This is a genomic window from Streptomyces sp. NPDC007991, from assembly GCF_042958445.1.
GTDB lineage: Bacteria > Actinomycetota > Actinomycetes > Streptomycetales > Streptomycetaceae > Streptomyces.
This window is the reverse complement of record NZ_JBIBJD010000003.1, coordinates 156,307-171,271: the sequence shown is the minus strand read 5'-3', so window position 1 is coordinate 171,271 and position 14,965 is coordinate 156,307. Positions and strand designations below refer to the sequence as shown.

The window sequence follows — 14,965 nt, the reverse complement described above, 5'->3', positions numbered from 1 at the left end:
GCCTGTCAGCGCTCCGCCCGGCGCCTCTCGCGGATCCGCCGCAGCCGGTTCACCGTCACCGGGTCGTGGGCCAGGGCCCGGGGGTCGTCCAGCAGGGCGTTGAGGAGCTGGTAGTAGCGCACGGGGGCGAGGCCCAGCTCCTCCCGTATGACCCGCTCCTTCGCGCCAGGCCCGGAGAAACCGCGGCGTTCGAGCGCGAGGATGTCCCGCTCCCTGCGCCCGAGCCGCTCGTCGCCCGTGTCCTCGTCCATGCCAGGCACCGTAACGCCCGCCACCGACAGCGGGTCTACTCCCCGCTCTCCGCCCGGGTCGCCACGGTCTGGAGGTGTCCCAGGACGCCCGTGGGGCTGCCGGTTGGGGCGACGGCCTTGCCGATCTGCTTCTTGACCTCGGCGCTGACGTCGGCCCAGGAGGTCTTGCCGACCGGGTAGAGCTCGGAGGCCACCAGCTCCTCCAGGAACGGCCTGAGGTGCCGGTCCTTGCCGGAGGCGGCCATGGTCCGGGAGGCGGATCCGGTGACCGGCAGCAGGTCGTACTCGCGGGAGAAGGCCAGCACGTTCTTCTCGCTGTAGACGAAGTCGAGGAAGTCGCCGACCTGGTCGCGGTGGCCGTTCTTGCGAAAGGCCGTCATCCAGTCGGCGACACCGAGCGTGGACTTGCTCGGCCCCTCCTTGCCCGGGGTCGGCACCATGCCGTACTCGACGCCGCGCTTGGCGGCCATCTTCATCAGGGAGGGGTGGCCGTTGAGCATGCCGACCTGGCCCTTGGCGAAGGCGGCGAACGCGGCGGCCCGGTTCAGCGCGCCGGGCGCGACCGGCCCGGTCAGGTCCTTGGCGACCAGTTCGTTCTTCAGCCAGGAGAAGGTGTCGATGTTCTCCGGGGCGTCGATGCCGTAGCTGCCGACCGTGTCGGTGTAGCCGCCCCCGCCGCTGAGCATCCACTGCAGGGTCTCGGCCTGCGCCTCCTCCGGGCCGAGGGGCAGCGCGTAGGGGTACTTCACGCCCTCTTCCTTCAGCGCCTCGGCGTCGTCGGCCAGGTCGTCCCAGGTCTTGGGCGGGGTGATGCCGGCCTTGGCGAAGAGGGTCTTGTTGTAGAAGAGCACGCGGGTGGAGGAGGCGAACGGCATGCCGTACTGCACGCCCTTGACCTGTCCCGCGGAGGCCAGCTGCCCCACGAAGTCGGCCTGCACGGGTATGGAGAGCAGGTCGTCGGCCTTGTAGAGCTGGTTCTGCGCCGCGTAGTCGGCGTAGGCGCCGATCTGCGCCATGTCCGGCGGGTCACCGGCGGCGACCATCTCCCTGACCTTGCGGTCGACGTCGTTCCAGGAGTAGACGCTGACGTCGATCCTGACGCCGGGGTGGCCGGCCTCGTACTCCTCGACCAGCTTGTCCCAGTATTTCCGGGAACTGTTGGCCGCGCTGTCGCCGTAGTCGGCGGCGACCAGCTTCAGGGTCACGTCGGCGGAGCCACCCGTCACGCCACAGCCGCCGAGGACCGCCGTCATGCCCAGTGCGGACACCACCGCGATCGTTCCTGCCATCCGCCGCCGCTGCACCGCTGCTCTTCCCCAACCCTGGCGTGACCGCCACCGAAAGTTTCCGATATTCGGAACAAGGTCTACACCACGCGAGTGGACTAGACCTCTTGCGGGTCCCCGGGTCACACTGTTCCCCGTGAGACATGTCATCGCCCTCGACGTGGGCGGCACCGGGATGAAGGCCGCTCTGGCCGGCCCGCGGGGCGAGCCGCTGCACCGCGCCCGCCGGGCCACCGGACGCGAGCACGGACCGGACGCCGTGGTCGAGGGCATCCTCGACTTCGCCGCCGAGCTGCGCGCCTACGGCGCCGAGCACCTCGGCACGCCCGCGTCGGCCGCCGGGGTGGCCGTGCCCGGCATCGTCGACGAGGCGCGGGGCGTCGCCGTCTACGCGGCGAACCTCGGCTGGCGCGACGTCCCCCTGCGCGACCTGCTGGCGGAGCGGCTGGACATCCCGGTCGCCCTCGGCCACGACGTGCGCACCGGCGGCCTCGCCGAGGGCCGGATCGGCGCGGGCCGGGGCGCGGACCGGTTCCTGTTCGTCGCGCTGGGCACCGGCATCGCGGGCGCCATCGGCGTCGACGGCCGGGTCGAGGCGGGCGCTCACGGCTTCGCGGGCGAGATCGGCCATATCGTCGTACGCCCCGGCGGGACGCCGTGCCCCTGCGGGCAGCGCGGCTGCCTGGAGCGCTTCGCGTCGGCGGCGGCGGTGAGCGAGGCGTGGGCAGCGGCCTCCGGCACCCCGGGCGCGGACGCCGCGGACTGCGCGAAGTCGGTCGAGTCGGGGGATCCGAGGGCTCGGGCGGTCTGGCAGGACGCCGTGGACGCTTTGGCCGACGGCCTGGTCACGGCCCTGACTCTGCTGGATCCCCGCACCCTGATCATCGGCGGCGGGCTGGCGGAGGCGGGAGAGACGTTGTTCACGCCGCTGCGGGAAGCCATCCGTCGCCGCATCACCTTCCAGAAACAGCCGTCACTCGTCCCCGCGGCGCTGGGGGACACAGCCGGATGCCTGGGCGCCGGGCTCCTGGCCTGGGATCTCCTCGACCGAACCGACCGTATGGAGGTAACTCCCTGATGACCGATGCCCCAGGGGCGCGGGACAGCGTCGATATGCGGCTCCGCCGCGGGGCGCGACCAGCCACATCGCACCCGCACCCCGCAACGGCCGGACACCCCACGGTCCTCACCGGCGCAACAGTCGTCCTCCCCACAGGAACCGTCGAAGACGGCCGCCTGACCATCGACGGCACCCGCATCACCGGCACAGCACCGGAAAACGCCCAGGCCGTCGACCTGACAGGCCACTGGCTGATCCCCGGCTTCGTCGACATCCACAACCACGGCGGCGGCGGAGCCTCCTTCACCTCCGGCTCGGTCGAGGACATCCTCAAGGGCATCCACACCCACCGCCTGCACGGCACGACGACCCTGGTCGCCTCGACCGTCACCGGCGACATGGACTTCCTCACCCAGCGCGCGGGCCTGCTGAGCGAACTGGCCGAGCAGGGCGAGATCGCCGGCATCCACTTCGAGGGCCCGTTCATCTCCCCCTGCCGCAAGGGCGCGCACTCCGAGGCACTGCTGCGCGACCCGGACCCGGCGGAAGTCCGCAAACTGATCGACGCGGCCCGGGGCAGGGCGACGATGGTCACGCTGGCCACGGAACTACCCGGCGGCATCGACTCCGTACGCCTCCTGGCCGAACACGGCGTGATCGCGGCGATCGGCCACACCGACGCGACGTACGAGCAGACGGTCGAGGCCATCGACGCGGGCGCAACGGTCGCCACCCACCTCTTCAACGCGATGCCGCCGCTCGGCCACCGCTCCCCCGGCCCGATCGCCGCGCTCCTGGAGGACGACCGGATCACGGTCGAGCTGATCAACGACGGCACGCACCTGCACCCCGCCGCGCTCCAGCTGGCGTTCCACCGCGCGGGCGCGGACCGGGTGGCGTTCATCACGGACGCGATGGACGCGGCCGGTTTCGGCGACGGACGCTACTGGCTGGGCCCGCTGGAGGTGGAGGTCGCGGAGGGCGTGGCCCGCCTGCTGACGGACGGCACGATCGCCGGTTCGACGCTCACCCTGGACCGCGCGTTCAAGCGGGCGGTCACGGTCGACGGCCTGTCCGTCGAGGACGCGGTGACGGCCCTCTCGGCCACCCCGGCCCGGCTCCTCGGCATGGACGACCGGATCGGCTCCCTGGAGCCCGGCAAGGACGCGGATCTGGTGCTTCTGGACGCGGACTACGAGCTCAAGGGCGTGATGCGCCGGGGCGAATGGCTGGTCGGTCCTCAACTGCACTGACCCATCCGGCCGTAGGGAGACGGTGGCCGACTCCAGGACTGGGCCGACCGCCGTCTCTTTGGCATGATCGGACTAACTGAACGTTCACGGCGGCAAGCGCATTCTCGGGGGAGGTCGGCCCAGGTGATCCTCACGGTCACGCTGAACACCGCTCTCGACATCACCTACCGCGTCCGGTCCCTGAGGCCGCACGCCTCCCACCGCGTCTCCGAGGTGACGGAACGCCCCGGCGGCAAGGGCGTCAACGTGGCCCGGGTGCTCGCCGCGCTCGGGCACGAGGTGACGGTGACCGGTTTCACGGGCGGGGCGACGGGGCGGGTCGTGCGGGAGCTGCTCGCGGCGGTGCCGGGCGTGGTGGACGCGCTGGTCCCGGTCTCGGGCGCGACCCGCCGCACGATCGCCGTGGCCGACGAGCAGACCGGCGACACGACGCAGCTCAACGAACCGGGCCCGATGGTCACGCCCGGCGAGTGGTCGGCCTTCCAGGAGGCCTACGGGGACCTGCTCCGGTCCGCCTCGGCGGTGGCCCTGTGCGGCAGCCTGCCGCCGGGCGTGCCGGTCGGTGCGTACGCGGGCCTGGTCCGTACGGCCCGTGCCGCCGGCGTCCCGGTCCTCCTGGACACGAGCGGCGAAGCCCTGCGCCGGGGCGTCGCGGCCCGCCCGGACATCATCAAGCCGAACGCGGACGAACTGGCGGAACTGACCGGCTCCCACGAACCCCTGCGCGCCACCCAGGACGCCCGCCGCCGGGGCGCGGCCGCGGTCGTGGCGTCCCTCGGCCCCGAGGGCCTCCTCGCCGCCACCCGAGAGGGCCGCTGGCGGGCCACCCCACCGACCGCTGTCCGAGGCAACCCGACGGGCGCGGGCGACTCGGCGGTCGCCGGCCTGCTGTCGGCCCTGGTCGAACACCTCCCCTGGCCGGACCGCCTGGCCCGGGCGACGGCCTTGTCGGCGGCGACGGTGACAGCACCGGTGGCCGGGGAGTTCGACCGGGGGGTGTACGAGGAGCTGCTGGGCAGGGTGACGGTTTCGGGGGAGGTCAGCGCGGCTTGAACGCGGCCGTCACTTCTGGAGCCAGAGCTGATCGAGGTTCGCGTCGCACTGGTTGCCCTCGTTGCAGGCGAGCTCGATCGTGTTGGTGCCCTTGGTCAGGTTGACGTTGGACCACGTCTCCTGCCAGCCCTTTTCCCAGTCGCCCTTGGGAAGGTTGCCGAAGTTCTTCATGTTGACGGGCCGGTCCTGGGGCTTGCCGTTGACGGCCAGCGTGGCGTTCGCGTCCACGCCCGGGATGCCATAGCGCACGTAGAGCCGGTAGGTGCCGGCCTTCTTGATGCCGTCGACGGTCCAGGTGACGGTCGCTCCGACGTGGTTGAAGCCCGTCACATAGACGCCCCCGTCGGCCTTCGCGCCCTTGATGTCCGACGCCGTCGAAACGCCGGGCCCGAGCCGCAGCGTCTTGGCGTCGGTCTTCGGAAGATCGACCTTGCTCTCGCCGCCCTTGCTGGGCGACGGGCTCGGCTTCGACGCCTGGGACTGGGTCGGCCCCGGGTTGGCCTGGTTGTCGGGCTCGTCCTTGTCCTTGTCGCCGCCCATCATGGCCACGCCGATGCCGATGACGACCGCGGCGACCACCGCGATGGCGCCGATCAGCAGGCCCTTGGTGTTGGGGCCGCGGCCACCCCGGCCGCCTCCGCCGCCGCCCGGCACCTGCTGCTGCGCGGTGGGGGCGCCGCCGGGCAGCGTCTCCGGTGCCGCGTAGTGCGGGTTCGGCCGGCCGGGAGCACCCTGCTGCTGCGGGACCTGCCCGTAGGACGCCTGTTGCGGCTGCTGGCCGTACTGGCGCGTGCCGACCGCCCGCACCCGGTTGACCGAGTTCGGGTAGCCGTAGCCCCCGGACGGCGGCTGGGCCCCGTTGGCCTGCCCGTCGGCGTAGAGATAGCCGAACGGGTCGTCGTCCTCGGGCGTGCTCGCGCCGTTGTTGCCGGGCGTCATCCCTTGGTCTCCTCAGTCAGGTGCGGTGCAATGCGGTACGTGGGTGAGAGAGCGAGCCTACCCGCTCCCAGTGACCCAAACGGGTGACTCAGACCGCATCAACTCGCTGACCTGGGATTCACCCGGCGCGTCTGTGTTGTTTGGGACGAGATCGTTTCTCGACGTACATCCGCTCGTCAGCGGATTTCAACACTTCGTCCGCCGTCATTCCACAGTGTGCCCATCCGATGCCAAAGCTGGCGCCGACCCGGACGGCCCGCCCCTCGGCGCGGATGGGCTGGATGATCTCGTTGCGCAGACGGACCGCGAGGTCCTGCGCGTCGGCTCGGCCCAGCCCGTCGGCGAGGATGACGAATTCGTCACCACCGAGCCGGGCGACCGTGTCGCCGTCGCGGACGCCGTTGCTCAGCCGGCGGGCGACCTCGATGAGCACCGCGTCACCCGCGTTGTGCCCGAACCGGTCGTTGATCGACTTGAAGCCGTCGAGGTCGCAGAAGAGGACGGCGAGGCCCTTGGTGCCGTCGTCGCGGTCGCCGTCCGGGGCGATGGTGTGCACATGGTGGTCGTAGGCGTCGAACGGCTCGGCGCCCGGCCCGGCGTCGAAGGCGTGGCCGATCGCGTCGAAGCCGGGGTGGCCGAAGGCGGCGTCGTGGGACTCGATGATGCCGGGATGCGGGGGCGCGGCGCGCTGGCACAGCCGGGCGGACAGGCGGGAGCGCAGCTCGGCGGAGTTCGGCAGGCCCGTGAGCGAGTCGTGGGAGGCGCGGTGGGCGAGCTGGAGCTCGCGGCGCTTGCGCTCCTCGATGTCCTCGACGTGGGTGAGGAGGAAGCGCGGGCCGTCGGCGGCGTCCGCGACGACGCTGTTGCGCAGGCTGACCCAGACGTAGGTGCCGTCCCGGCGGCCGAGGCGGAGTTCGGCCCGGCCGCCCTCGGCGGAGGTGCGCAGGAGCGTGCCTATGTCCTCGGGGTGGACCAGGTCGGAGAACGAGTAGCGGCGCATCGCGGAGGCGGGGCGGCCGAGCAGCCGGCACAGGGCGTCGTTCGTGCGCAGGATCCGGCCGTGCTGGTCCCCGCCCATCTCGGCGATGGCCATGCCGGACGGGGCGTATTCGAAGGCCTGCCTGAAGCTTTCCTCACTGGCCCGCAGTGCCTGCTGCTCGCGCTCCAGCCGGACGAGCGCCCGCTGCATGTTGGCGCGCAGCCGGGCGTTGCTGATCGCGATGGCGGCCTGGAAGGCGTACATCTGGAGCGCCTCACGGCCCCAGGCGCCGGGGCGGCGGCCGTTGCGCGGCCGGTCCACGGACAGCACGCCGATCAGTTCGCCGCAGGCCGCGCTGCCCTGCGGGCCGGGCGCGTACATCGGGGCGAAGAGCCGGTCGGCCGGGTGCCACTCGTCCTCGAAGCGGGGGGCGGGGCCGTCGGTGTACCACTGCGGGACGTCGTCGTCGTCGAGGACCCAGCCCTCGGTGTGCGGTATGAACACCAGGTCGCCCCAGTGCTCGCCCATGCCGAGGCGGCGTTCCCAGGACGCGCGCGAGCCGACGCGGCCGGTGATGAGGGCCTCGGCGGCGGGGTTCCCGGCGAAGGCGGCGACGACGAGGTCGCCGTCGGGCCGTACGAGGTTCACGCACGCCAGCTCGTACCCGAGGGCGGCGACGACGCCCTCCGCGACGGTCTGCAGTGTGTCCGCCAGGCTGCGGGCCGTGTTCATGTCGGCCATGACCTGGTGCAGTTGCCGCAGGGACGCAAGGCGGACGTAGGGCTCCGACTCGGTCTCCATGCTCGCCCTCCCCCCGAGACCTCGCAGCGAATCAAGGGTTCTCATCGGCGTATCGTCCTGGCAGCTTCCCAGCCACTGAATCACAGCGCGCTGCCCACTCGGTACACAGGGTCAACAATTCCTGCCCCTTGTGACTCAAGTCACAGGCAAACCTGAACAATTGAGTGGAGTTTCTGCGTTCTTCACGTGCGACTACCGAACGCAGGCTTTGTCAGGTTGCGCACACATTTCTCCCCCGAGTCCGTCGGGAGGCCGTCGGGAGACCGTCCGGAGCCCGTCGGGAGACCTAAGACCGTGATCGGGCGGGAGCCCGATGCGGGGCGCCGGAGACGGAGATTAGCGTTTCGGGCGTGCCGAACACTCCCGCTGCCACGTACCCGATCATTCCGTCGCCCGCCCCCGGGCATGCTGAGGGGGTGAGCAACGACGAGTTCCGCGCCGCCATGTCCCGGCTGGCCTCGGGCGTGGTCCTGGTGACCGCGCAGGAGCCGCCGCTCGACCCCGACGACCCCTCGGCGCCGGGCAGCGAGGACGTGGGCATGACGGCCACGGCCTTCATGTCGGTGTCCCTGGACCCGCCCCTGGTGCTGGTGAGCCTGCGCGAGGGCTCCCGCATGGACGAGCTGCTCGACGAGCAGCCCCTGTGGGCGGTCTCGGTCCTCTCCGAGAGCCAGCGGCACATCGCGGGCCGCTTCGCCATGAAGGGCCGCGTCAGCGACCGTCTGCTCTTCGCGGACATCCCGTACACGCGCGGTGAGTACACCGGTTCGCCCCTGGTGGGCGGTGCCCTGGCGGTCCTGGAGTGCCGCACCGAGCAGCGCGTGCCGGCCGGCGACCACACCCTGGTCATCGGCCGCGTCCTGACGGCCCGGGTGCCGAGCGCGGAGGGGGGCCCGCTGACGTATTTCCGGGGCCGGTACCGGCAGTTGGGCTGAGGAAACGGTTGGCCCGGCGGTGATCCGCCCGCCTGGGCTGCGCGCATGACCAGGACCGGCCCGCGCCTCGCGGAGATCACCCCCGCGAATCTCGACGCCGCCCTCGGTATCGCCGTCCGCCCCGATCAGGAGCACGCGGTCGCCCCGGTCGTGAAGTCCCTCGCGGAGGCCTACGTCCATCCGGGCGTCGCCTGGCCCCGCCTGATCACCGACGGCGACCACCCGGTCGGATTCCTCATGGCCTTCTTCGACATCGACTGGTACGAGGACGGCAGCGTGCTGCGCTCGGGCCTGTGGCGGCTGAACATCGCGGCCGGGGAGCAGGGCAGGGGCCACGGCCGTTTCGCCGTCGAGTCCGTCGCGGAGGAACTCCGCCGGCGCGACACCCGGCAGTTCTACGTCACCTGGCATCCCGGCCCCGACGGCCCTGAGGGCTTCTACCTGGGGCTCGGCTTCCGCCCGAACGGGGAGATCAGCGGAGGCCAGACGGTCGGAGTGCTGGAGCTGACCTAGGGCCCTAACTCCAGCCCTGCGCCGATCGCCCCCGCTTCGTCTCCGAGCGCTGCTTCTTCTCGCGCAGCCGCCGCTCGTTGATGCCCCGGGGGATCCGGGTCGGCTTGCGGGGCTTGGGCGGGGGTGCGGTCGCCTCGGCCAGGAGCGCGGCGAGGCGTACGGCGGCGGCCTCGCGGTTGCGCCACTGGGAGCGGTGCTCGGAGGAACGCACGGTGACGACCCCGTCGACCAGGCGCCCGGCCAGCCGCTCCAGCGCCCGCTTCTTCCACACCTCGGGCAGCGCCTCGGTCCTCGCCAGGTCGAAGCTCAGCTCGACCTTCGAGTCACTGGTGTTGACGTGCTGCCCGCCCGGCCCCGACGACCGCGAGAAACGCCAGATGAGCTCGGCCTCGGGCAGGGAGACGGAGCCGCGGATGACGTGAGGACCGGACATGCCGTCCATGTTCCCGCTCCTGTCCGGTCCACGTCACCCGAATAATCGCGAGTAAAGAAAGTAAAGGACCTGGAACCTCGCGTACCCCTCTCCGCGTTCATGGGGGTAGCTGTAGCTTCTTTGCCGTACGTAAACGAGGGAAGGGACTCCCAACAATGGCTGTAAGCCTGTCCAAGGGTGGCAACGTCTCGCTCACCAAGGAGGCTCCGGGCCTGACCGCTGTCACCGTGGGCCTCGGCTGGGACGTCCGCACCACCACCGGCACGGACTTCGACCTCGACGCGTCCGCGATCGCGGTCAACACACAGGGCAAGGTCTACTCGGACGCCCACTTCGTCTTCTTCAACAACAAGCAGACCCCGGACAACTCGATCGTCCACACCGGTGACAACCGCACGGGTGAGGGCGCCGGCGACGACGAGGCGATCAACGTCAACCTCGCCGCCCTCCCGGCCGACATCGACAAGATCGTCTTCCCGGTGTCCATCTACGACGCCGAGAACCGCTCGCAGAACTTCGGCCAGGTCCGCAACGCCTACATCCGCATCGTCAACCAGGCCGGCGGCGCCGAGATCGCCCGCTACGACCTGTCGGAGGACGCAGCCACGGAGACGGCCATGGTCTTCGGCGAGCTGTACCGCAACGGCGCGGAGTGGAAGTTCCGCGCGGTCGGCCAGGGCTACGCCTCGGGCCTGGTCGGCATCGCCCAGGACTTCGGCGTGAACGTCTGACGGACGCCCTCACCCGCGGCGAAAGCCCCCGGCACCGGCCCACCGGCCCGGGGGCTTCCCCGTCCCCGGCCGGCCCCGGCCGCTGCCGAACCTGACGACATCCGCCCGGAGCAGGTGGCACACGCCCTGTCGGAGGAGTGGACCGGCCCGGCACCGAGGTGCTGCTCGCCCGCGGCTTCGGCGGCCTGGCCGGGATCGCGATCACACTCGCCCACCACCCCGACCCCGCCGACCCGGACCCCTGGATCGGCCTGCTGATGGTGGACGCGAGCCTGCACGGCCAGGGCCACGGCCGCCGTCTGGCCACCCTCCTGGAGGAGCGCTTCCGCGCGGCGGGCCGCACCGGCGCACGCCTCGCCGTCCTCGACGCCAACCCGCAGGCCGTGGCCTTCTGGACCGCCCTCGGCTACGAGGTCGTCGACCACCGCGAGGACCGGCGGATGAAACGCCCGTGCGCGGTCCTCCGCAAGGAACTCAGCGCGCCCTAGCGTGCCCTGGCACCCTCAGGGCCGCTCCGGCTTCCCCTCCCCGTACAGCCAGTCCTCCCAGATGCCGTCGAAGTCCTTCCCGGGCGCCTGTTTCTCGACGTACGCCGTGAAGTCGGCCGTGTCGGCGGTCCCGTGGCGATGGGCCGCCGCCCACCCCCGGAGGATGTCGCCGAACACCTCGTCACCCACCGCCTGGCGGATCTTGTGGAGGACCATCGCGCCGCGCTGGTAGACGGGGGCTCCGGACAGGTGCGCGGCGTCCGGGGGTCTGCCGGGCGGGAAGGACCAGAGGTCCTCGTAGGTCTTGTCCCCGTGGTCGTACAGCGCGTCGAAGCTCTCCTGCGCCGTGTCGCCGCCGTGATCCTCCTCCCACAGCCATTCCGCGTACGTGGCGAAGCCCTCGTTGAGCCACATGTCCCGCCAGCTCTCCGGCGTCACGGAGTCGCCGTACCACTGGTGGGCGAGCTCGTGGACGAGGAGCGTGAGGTCCGGGGCGCCGGGGAAGACGGGGCGCGTCTGGGTCTCCAGGGCGTAGCCGATGTCGGCCGCGCGGTCGACGATCGCGCCGGTGGAGGAGAAGGGGTACGGGCCGAACCGCCGCTCCGCCCAGCGCAGGACCTCGGGGATGCGCGCGAGGACCGCGCGGCTCTTCTTCTTCTCCGCCGGGTCGACGGCCGTGTAGACGGGCAGGCCGTCCGCGGTGGTGGAGCGGCTGATGTCGAAGTCGCCGACGGCGAGCGTGGCGAGGTAGCTCGCCATCGGCTCGGCGGTGTGCCAGCGGAAGGTCGTCCGGCCCCGCGCGGTCGTCTCGCCGCGCGGCTCCCCGTTGGACACGGCCCTCAGCCCGCGCGGCACCGTCACCGTGAGGTCGTACGCCGCCTTGTCGGAGGGGTGGTGGTTGCCGGGGAACCAGGCCATCGACCCGGCGGGCTCGCCCAGCGCGAGGGCCCCGTCCGTCGTGCGCAGCCAGCCCTCCTGGGAGCCGTCCGGGTCGGTGACGGTCTCGGGCGCCCCGGAGTAGCCGACGGTCACGCGGAACGTCTCGCCCTCGTCGAGATCCTCCCGCGGCCGGACGGTGAGCTCCTGCCCGGCACGGTTCCAGCGGGCGGTCTCGCCGCCGACGGTGACCTTCCCGACCTTGAGTCCGAGCAGGTCGAGGTTGAAGGCGGAGAGGGCTTGGGTGGCCCGGGCGGTGAGGGTGGCCGTGCCGGTGAGGTGGTGTGCGTCCGGGGCGTAGTCGAGACGCAGGCCGTAGTGGGTGACGTCGTAGCCGCCGTTGCCCGCCTTCGGGAAGTACGGGTCGCGTACGCCGGAGCCGCCCGGGGTGCCGTGGACTCCGCCGCCGCACGCGGTGCCGGCGAGAGCGCAGCAGACGAGCAGGACGGGGACAAGACGCACAGATCGAGCCACCCTCCGGATCCTAGGGTGTGTCCGCGAAGTCCCGCCTGCCCCGCGGCGCCCGGTACGCTCCCCCACTGCCTCAAGGGCGTGGGAAGTGCCCCCACTCGCCGCACCGGACGAAAGCCCGAGTACGCCCAGTACGGGGGCTCCCGGCCGGCGCTCCCCAGCCTTCGGCCGGGGGCCCCAGAGCACGCACCGGACGCCGCGCGGCCCGCCCTCCAAGCGGACGGCGGGACTTTGCGGACAAGCCCCAGGCGGACGCCCCCTCAGCGGCGCGTGGCACCATCACGTCCGTGCTCGACATCGGCTACGCCCTCTCCAACCGCTTCCCCGACCCGCCGCAGACCGACTACCGCCGCGCGGACGTCCGCGCCCTGCGGCACGACCTGTTCTGCGGTGACGTCTATCTGGCGGACACCAAGACCGACCATGAGGTGTCCACAGCCTGGGGATGGGTGCCGGTGCTCGACTTCGCGTGGGCGCTGTGCGACATCGTGGAGCGGATCGACCGGGACCCGGCGGGCTCCCGGGCGTCCCGGCCGCAGCGGGCGGAGCTGGACTTCACCGAGTCGACCGACCGGATGCTCTTCGAGCGCCGCTTCGGGTGGGTGGACATCGAGGCCGACTGGATGCCGGCGGACGAGCCCCCGCTCACCGTCTCCCACGCCGAACTGCGCCGCGAGGCCCGGGACTTCCTGCACGACCTGATCGCCGACCTCACCGACCTGCACGACGACCTCGCCGAGAACCCGGCGATCTGGACGCTCCAGGCGCGCTTCCCCCGCCTTCCGTGAACACCCGCGTCCCCGGGGGCCCGTGACCGGCACGAACGCCTTGCTCAGTCCTCCACACGGATCCCCCACTGCGCGGCCAGCACCGGCGCCAGATCCAGCAGCTGCGCCGTGCTGATCACCGCCCCCGACAGCCGGTCCAGCCCGCGGCTGATCTCCAGGGACGCGGCGCCCCGCAGGTCGACGTCCGTCAGGGTCGCCGCGTGGAGGTCGGCGCCCTTCAGCGCGCAGTCCACGAACTCCACGCGCTCCAGGCGGGCCCCGCCGAAGTCCGGCTCGACCAGGACACAGCCCTCGAAGACGACGTCTCTGAGCCGGGCCGTGCGCACATTCAGGTAGTCGATCTTGCCGCCGCGGATCAGCACGCGCTCCAGCATCGCCCCGTGCAACTGCGGCCCGCCGAGCCGGGCATCGGTCAGCTCCACATCGCGCAGGGTCGCCTCGGCGAGGTCGGTGCCGACGCCCCGGACGCCGGTGAGAGTCGAGTCCAGGACGCGGGCGTGCCGCAGCCGGGTCTCGTCCAGCGCGCAGCCCGTCAGGGCGCAGTCCATGAAGCGGGCGCCCGAGCCGTCCTGACCGGTGAAGTCCGCTTCCTGGAAGTCCAGCCCGTCGTAGTCCCCGTCCGGTTCCAGCTCGCCGCCCTCGTGGGGCCCCAGCGCGGGCAGCCGCACCTCCGGTCGCCGCGCACTCTTCACACCCGTACCGCCCGCCGCTGTCCTCGCCATGCCCCCATGCTGCACCCCACCTCTGACAACCGGCCCTGACCTGCGGGAACACCGACCATGTCACATTCCGGTGCCCTCGGTCGGTCGTACTTTCCAGAAGGCGACCCCGACCCGAGGGAGACCCCCAGCCATGCACCGCATCACCGTCATCGGCGGCGGCTTCGCCGGACTGACCGCCGCCATCACCGCCGCCGAGGCGGGCGCCAAGGTCACCGTCCACGAAGCACACCACACCCTCGGCGGCCGGGCCCGCACCGCCGAGGGCCCCTACCGCACGAACGAGGGCCCGCACGCCCTCTACAACGGCGGCCCGCACTGGGCCTGGCTCAAGCAGCGCGACCTGATCGGGCCACTCGCCCCGATCCCGCCCCTGGAGGCCGCCCGGCTACGGTTGCGGCACCACGGCGCGCTGCGCCGCACCCCGCCCTTCCCGATGCTGAAGCTGCTGCGCCGGACCGCCGAACAGGCGCCCGTGGACGTCGACTTCCTGACCTGGGCGACCGGCGTCGCGGGCGAGGAGGGGGCCCGGGCCGCCGCCCACTACTCGGCCGTCGCCCTCTTCCACCACGACCCCGGCTCCCTGTCCGCCGCGTTCGTGCAGGAGCGCCTGCGCCGCGCCACCAAGCTGCCGCCCGAGGCGCACTATCCGCGCGGCGGCTGGGCCACCCTCATCGACCGGATGGCCGCCCGCGCCTGGAACCTGGGCGTCCGGGTGGAGACCCTGTCCCGGGTCGACACGCTCCCCACCGACACGCCGGTCGTCGTCGCCACGTCCCTCGACGCCGCCCGGCGCCTGCTCGGCGACGACTCCCTGACCTGGCCGAGCGGCCGTACCGTCCTCGTCGACCTCGCCGTACGGACGCGGCGCGGGGACGCGTTCGCGGTCTCCGACCTCGACGCGCCCGGCTGGCTCGAACGGTTCACCGCCCAGGACCGCAGCCTCGCCCCGGCCGGCCGGCAGCTCATCCAGGGGCAGATCCCCATCGCGCCGCACGAGTCCAAGGCCGATGGCACCGCCCGCGCCGAGCAGTTGCTGGACCTGGGCTTCCCGGGGTGGCGCGAGCGCGTCACCTGGCGGCGCGAGGCCGTCGCGAACGGCCGTACGGGCGCGGTCGACCTGCCCGGCACCAGCTGGCGCGACCGGCCGGCCGTGGACCGGGGCGACGGTGTCTACCTCGCCGGCGACCAGGTCGCGGCCCCGGGCGTGCTGTCGGAGGTCTCCTTCAACAGCGCCCTGACGGCGGTGTCGTTGGCGCTCGGCCGGCGGGAGCTTGACCTCAAGCAAGCTTGAGGTTGAAGGCTGGGCGCACCGGACGCACCGATGAG

Annotated in this window: 16 protein-coding genes; 9 read left to right on the top strand and 7 right to left on the bottom strand. The window is 72.1% G+C overall.

The features are described from left to right. Positions 1 to 5 precede the first annotated feature (5 nt). Positions 6 to 251, bottom strand: coding sequence for a DUF3263 domain-containing protein (locus tag ACFZDA_RS09210; RefSeq protein WP_391077295.1), 246 nt, complete (start codon positions 249 to 251; stop codon positions 6 to 8). A 35-nt stretch (positions 252 to 286) separates the two neighbouring features. Beyond that, the gene (locus ACFZDA_RS09205; RefSeq protein WP_391077292.1) at positions 287 to 1,540 is read right to left on the bottom strand and encodes an extracellular solute-binding protein; all 1,254 of its coding nucleotides are present in this window, start codon (positions 1,538 to 1,540) and stop codon (positions 287 to 289) included. 133 nt (positions 1,541 to 1,673) lie between these two features. On the opposite strand from ACFZDA_RS09205, the gene ACFZDA_RS09200 reads away from it, so the two are divergent. The 3 genes from ACFZDA_RS09200 to ACFZDA_RS09190 all read left to right on the top strand — a co-directional run bounded on the left by ACFZDA_RS09200 (position 1,674) and on the right by ACFZDA_RS09190 (position 4,903). Then, the gene (locus ACFZDA_RS09200; protein ID WP_391077289.1) at positions 1,674 to 2,615 is read left to right on the top strand and encodes an ROK family protein; all 942 of its coding nucleotides are present in this window, start codon (positions 1,674 to 1,676) and stop codon (positions 2,613 to 2,615) included. Beyond that, positions 2,615 to 3,850 (top strand): N-acetylglucosamine-6-phosphate deacetylase, encoded by a 1,236-nt coding sequence (nagA, locus tag ACFZDA_RS09195; protein ID WP_391077286.1) that lies wholly within the window; start codon positions 2,615 to 2,617, stop codon positions 3,848 to 3,850. Before ACFZDA_RS09200 ends, nagA begins: the two co-directional genes overlap by 1 nt. A gap of 123 nt (positions 3,851 to 3,973) precedes the next feature. Beyond that, entirely contained in the window at positions 3,974 to 4,903 is a 930-nt protein-coding gene (locus tag ACFZDA_RS09190; protein ID WP_391077283.1) for a hexose kinase, read from the top strand. Positions 4,904 to 4,912: 9 nt separating this feature from the next. On the opposite strand, the gene ACFZDA_RS09185 is transcribed toward ACFZDA_RS09190, so the two are convergent. Continuing rightward, complete coding sequence (locus ACFZDA_RS09185; protein WP_391077280.1) at positions 4,913 to 5,842, bottom strand: carbohydrate-binding protein; 930 nt, start codon at positions 5,840 to 5,842, stop codon at positions 4,913 to 4,915. 118 nt (positions 5,843 to 5,960) lie between these two features. Continuing rightward, a complete protein-coding gene (gene cdgB, locus ACFZDA_RS09180) occupies positions 5,961 to 7,622 on the bottom strand; it encodes a diguanylate cyclase CdgB (RefSeq protein WP_391077276.1) in 1,662 nt (553 codons plus the stop codon). 350 nt (positions 7,623 to 7,972) lie between these two features. Here cdgB and ACFZDA_RS09175 point away from each other — a divergent pair, with 350 nt between their 5' ends. Together ACFZDA_RS09175 and ACFZDA_RS09170 are read left to right on the top strand one after the other, a co-directional pair. Next, a complete protein-coding gene (locus tag ACFZDA_RS09175) occupies positions 7,973 to 8,557 on the top strand; it encodes a flavin reductase (protein ID WP_391077273.1) in 585 nt (194 codons plus the stop codon). A 45-nt stretch (positions 8,558 to 8,602) separates the two neighbouring features. Next, positions 8,603 to 9,070, top strand: coding sequence for a GNAT family N-acetyltransferase (locus tag ACFZDA_RS09170; RefSeq protein WP_391077270.1), 468 nt, complete (start codon positions 8,603 to 8,605; stop codon positions 9,068 to 9,070). A 4-nt stretch (positions 9,071 to 9,074) separates the two neighbouring features. On the opposite strand, the gene arfB is transcribed toward ACFZDA_RS09170, so the two are convergent. Next, the gene (arfB, locus tag ACFZDA_RS09165; protein ID WP_391077268.1) at positions 9,075 to 9,512 is read right to left on the bottom strand and encodes an alternative ribosome rescue aminoacyl-tRNA hydrolase ArfB; all 438 of its coding nucleotides are present in this window, start codon (positions 9,510 to 9,512) and stop codon (positions 9,075 to 9,077) included. Between the two features lie 146 nt (positions 9,513 to 9,658). Here arfB and ACFZDA_RS09160 point away from each other — a divergent pair, with 146 nt between their 5' ends. Continuing rightward, the gene (locus ACFZDA_RS09160; protein WP_010035999.1) at positions 9,659 to 10,234 is read left to right on the top strand and encodes a TerD family protein; all 576 of its coding nucleotides are present in this window, start codon (positions 9,659 to 9,661) and stop codon (positions 10,232 to 10,234) included. Positions 10,235 to 10,371: 137 nt separating this feature from the next. Continuing rightward, positions 10,372 to 10,722, top strand: a complete 351-nt coding sequence (locus tag ACFZDA_RS09155) for a GNAT family N-acetyltransferase (RefSeq protein ID WP_391077264.1) — start codon at positions 10,372 to 10,374, stop codon at positions 10,720 to 10,722. 15 nt (positions 10,723 to 10,737) lie between these two features. On the opposite strand, the gene ACFZDA_RS09150 is transcribed toward ACFZDA_RS09155, so the two are convergent. Continuing rightward, positions 10,738 to 12,132, bottom strand: a complete 1,395-nt coding sequence (locus tag ACFZDA_RS09150; RefSeq protein WP_391077261.1) for a M1 family aminopeptidase — start codon at positions 12,130 to 12,132, stop codon at positions 10,738 to 10,740. Positions 12,133 to 12,416: 284 nt separating this feature from the next. Between ACFZDA_RS09150 and ACFZDA_RS09145 the strand changes: the two genes are divergently transcribed. After that, positions 12,417 to 12,917 (top strand): hypothetical protein, encoded by a 501-nt coding sequence (locus ACFZDA_RS09145; RefSeq protein ID WP_391077258.1) that lies wholly within the window; start codon positions 12,417 to 12,419, stop codon positions 12,915 to 12,917. Between the two features lie 44 nt (positions 12,918 to 12,961). On the opposite strand, the gene ACFZDA_RS09140 is transcribed toward ACFZDA_RS09145, so the two are convergent. Continuing rightward, positions 12,962 to 13,639 (bottom strand): pentapeptide repeat-containing protein, encoded by a 678-nt coding sequence (locus ACFZDA_RS09140; protein WP_391077255.1) that lies wholly within the window; start codon positions 13,637 to 13,639, stop codon positions 12,962 to 12,964. Positions 13,640 to 13,769: 130 nt separating this feature from the next. Here ACFZDA_RS09140 and ACFZDA_RS09135 point away from each other — a divergent pair, with 130 nt between their 5' ends. Then, positions 13,770 to 14,930 (top strand): FAD-dependent oxidoreductase, encoded by a 1,161-nt coding sequence (locus ACFZDA_RS09135; RefSeq protein WP_391077252.1) that lies wholly within the window; start codon positions 13,770 to 13,772, stop codon positions 14,928 to 14,930. The last annotated feature ends 35 nt before the right edge of the window (positions 14,931 to 14,965 follow it).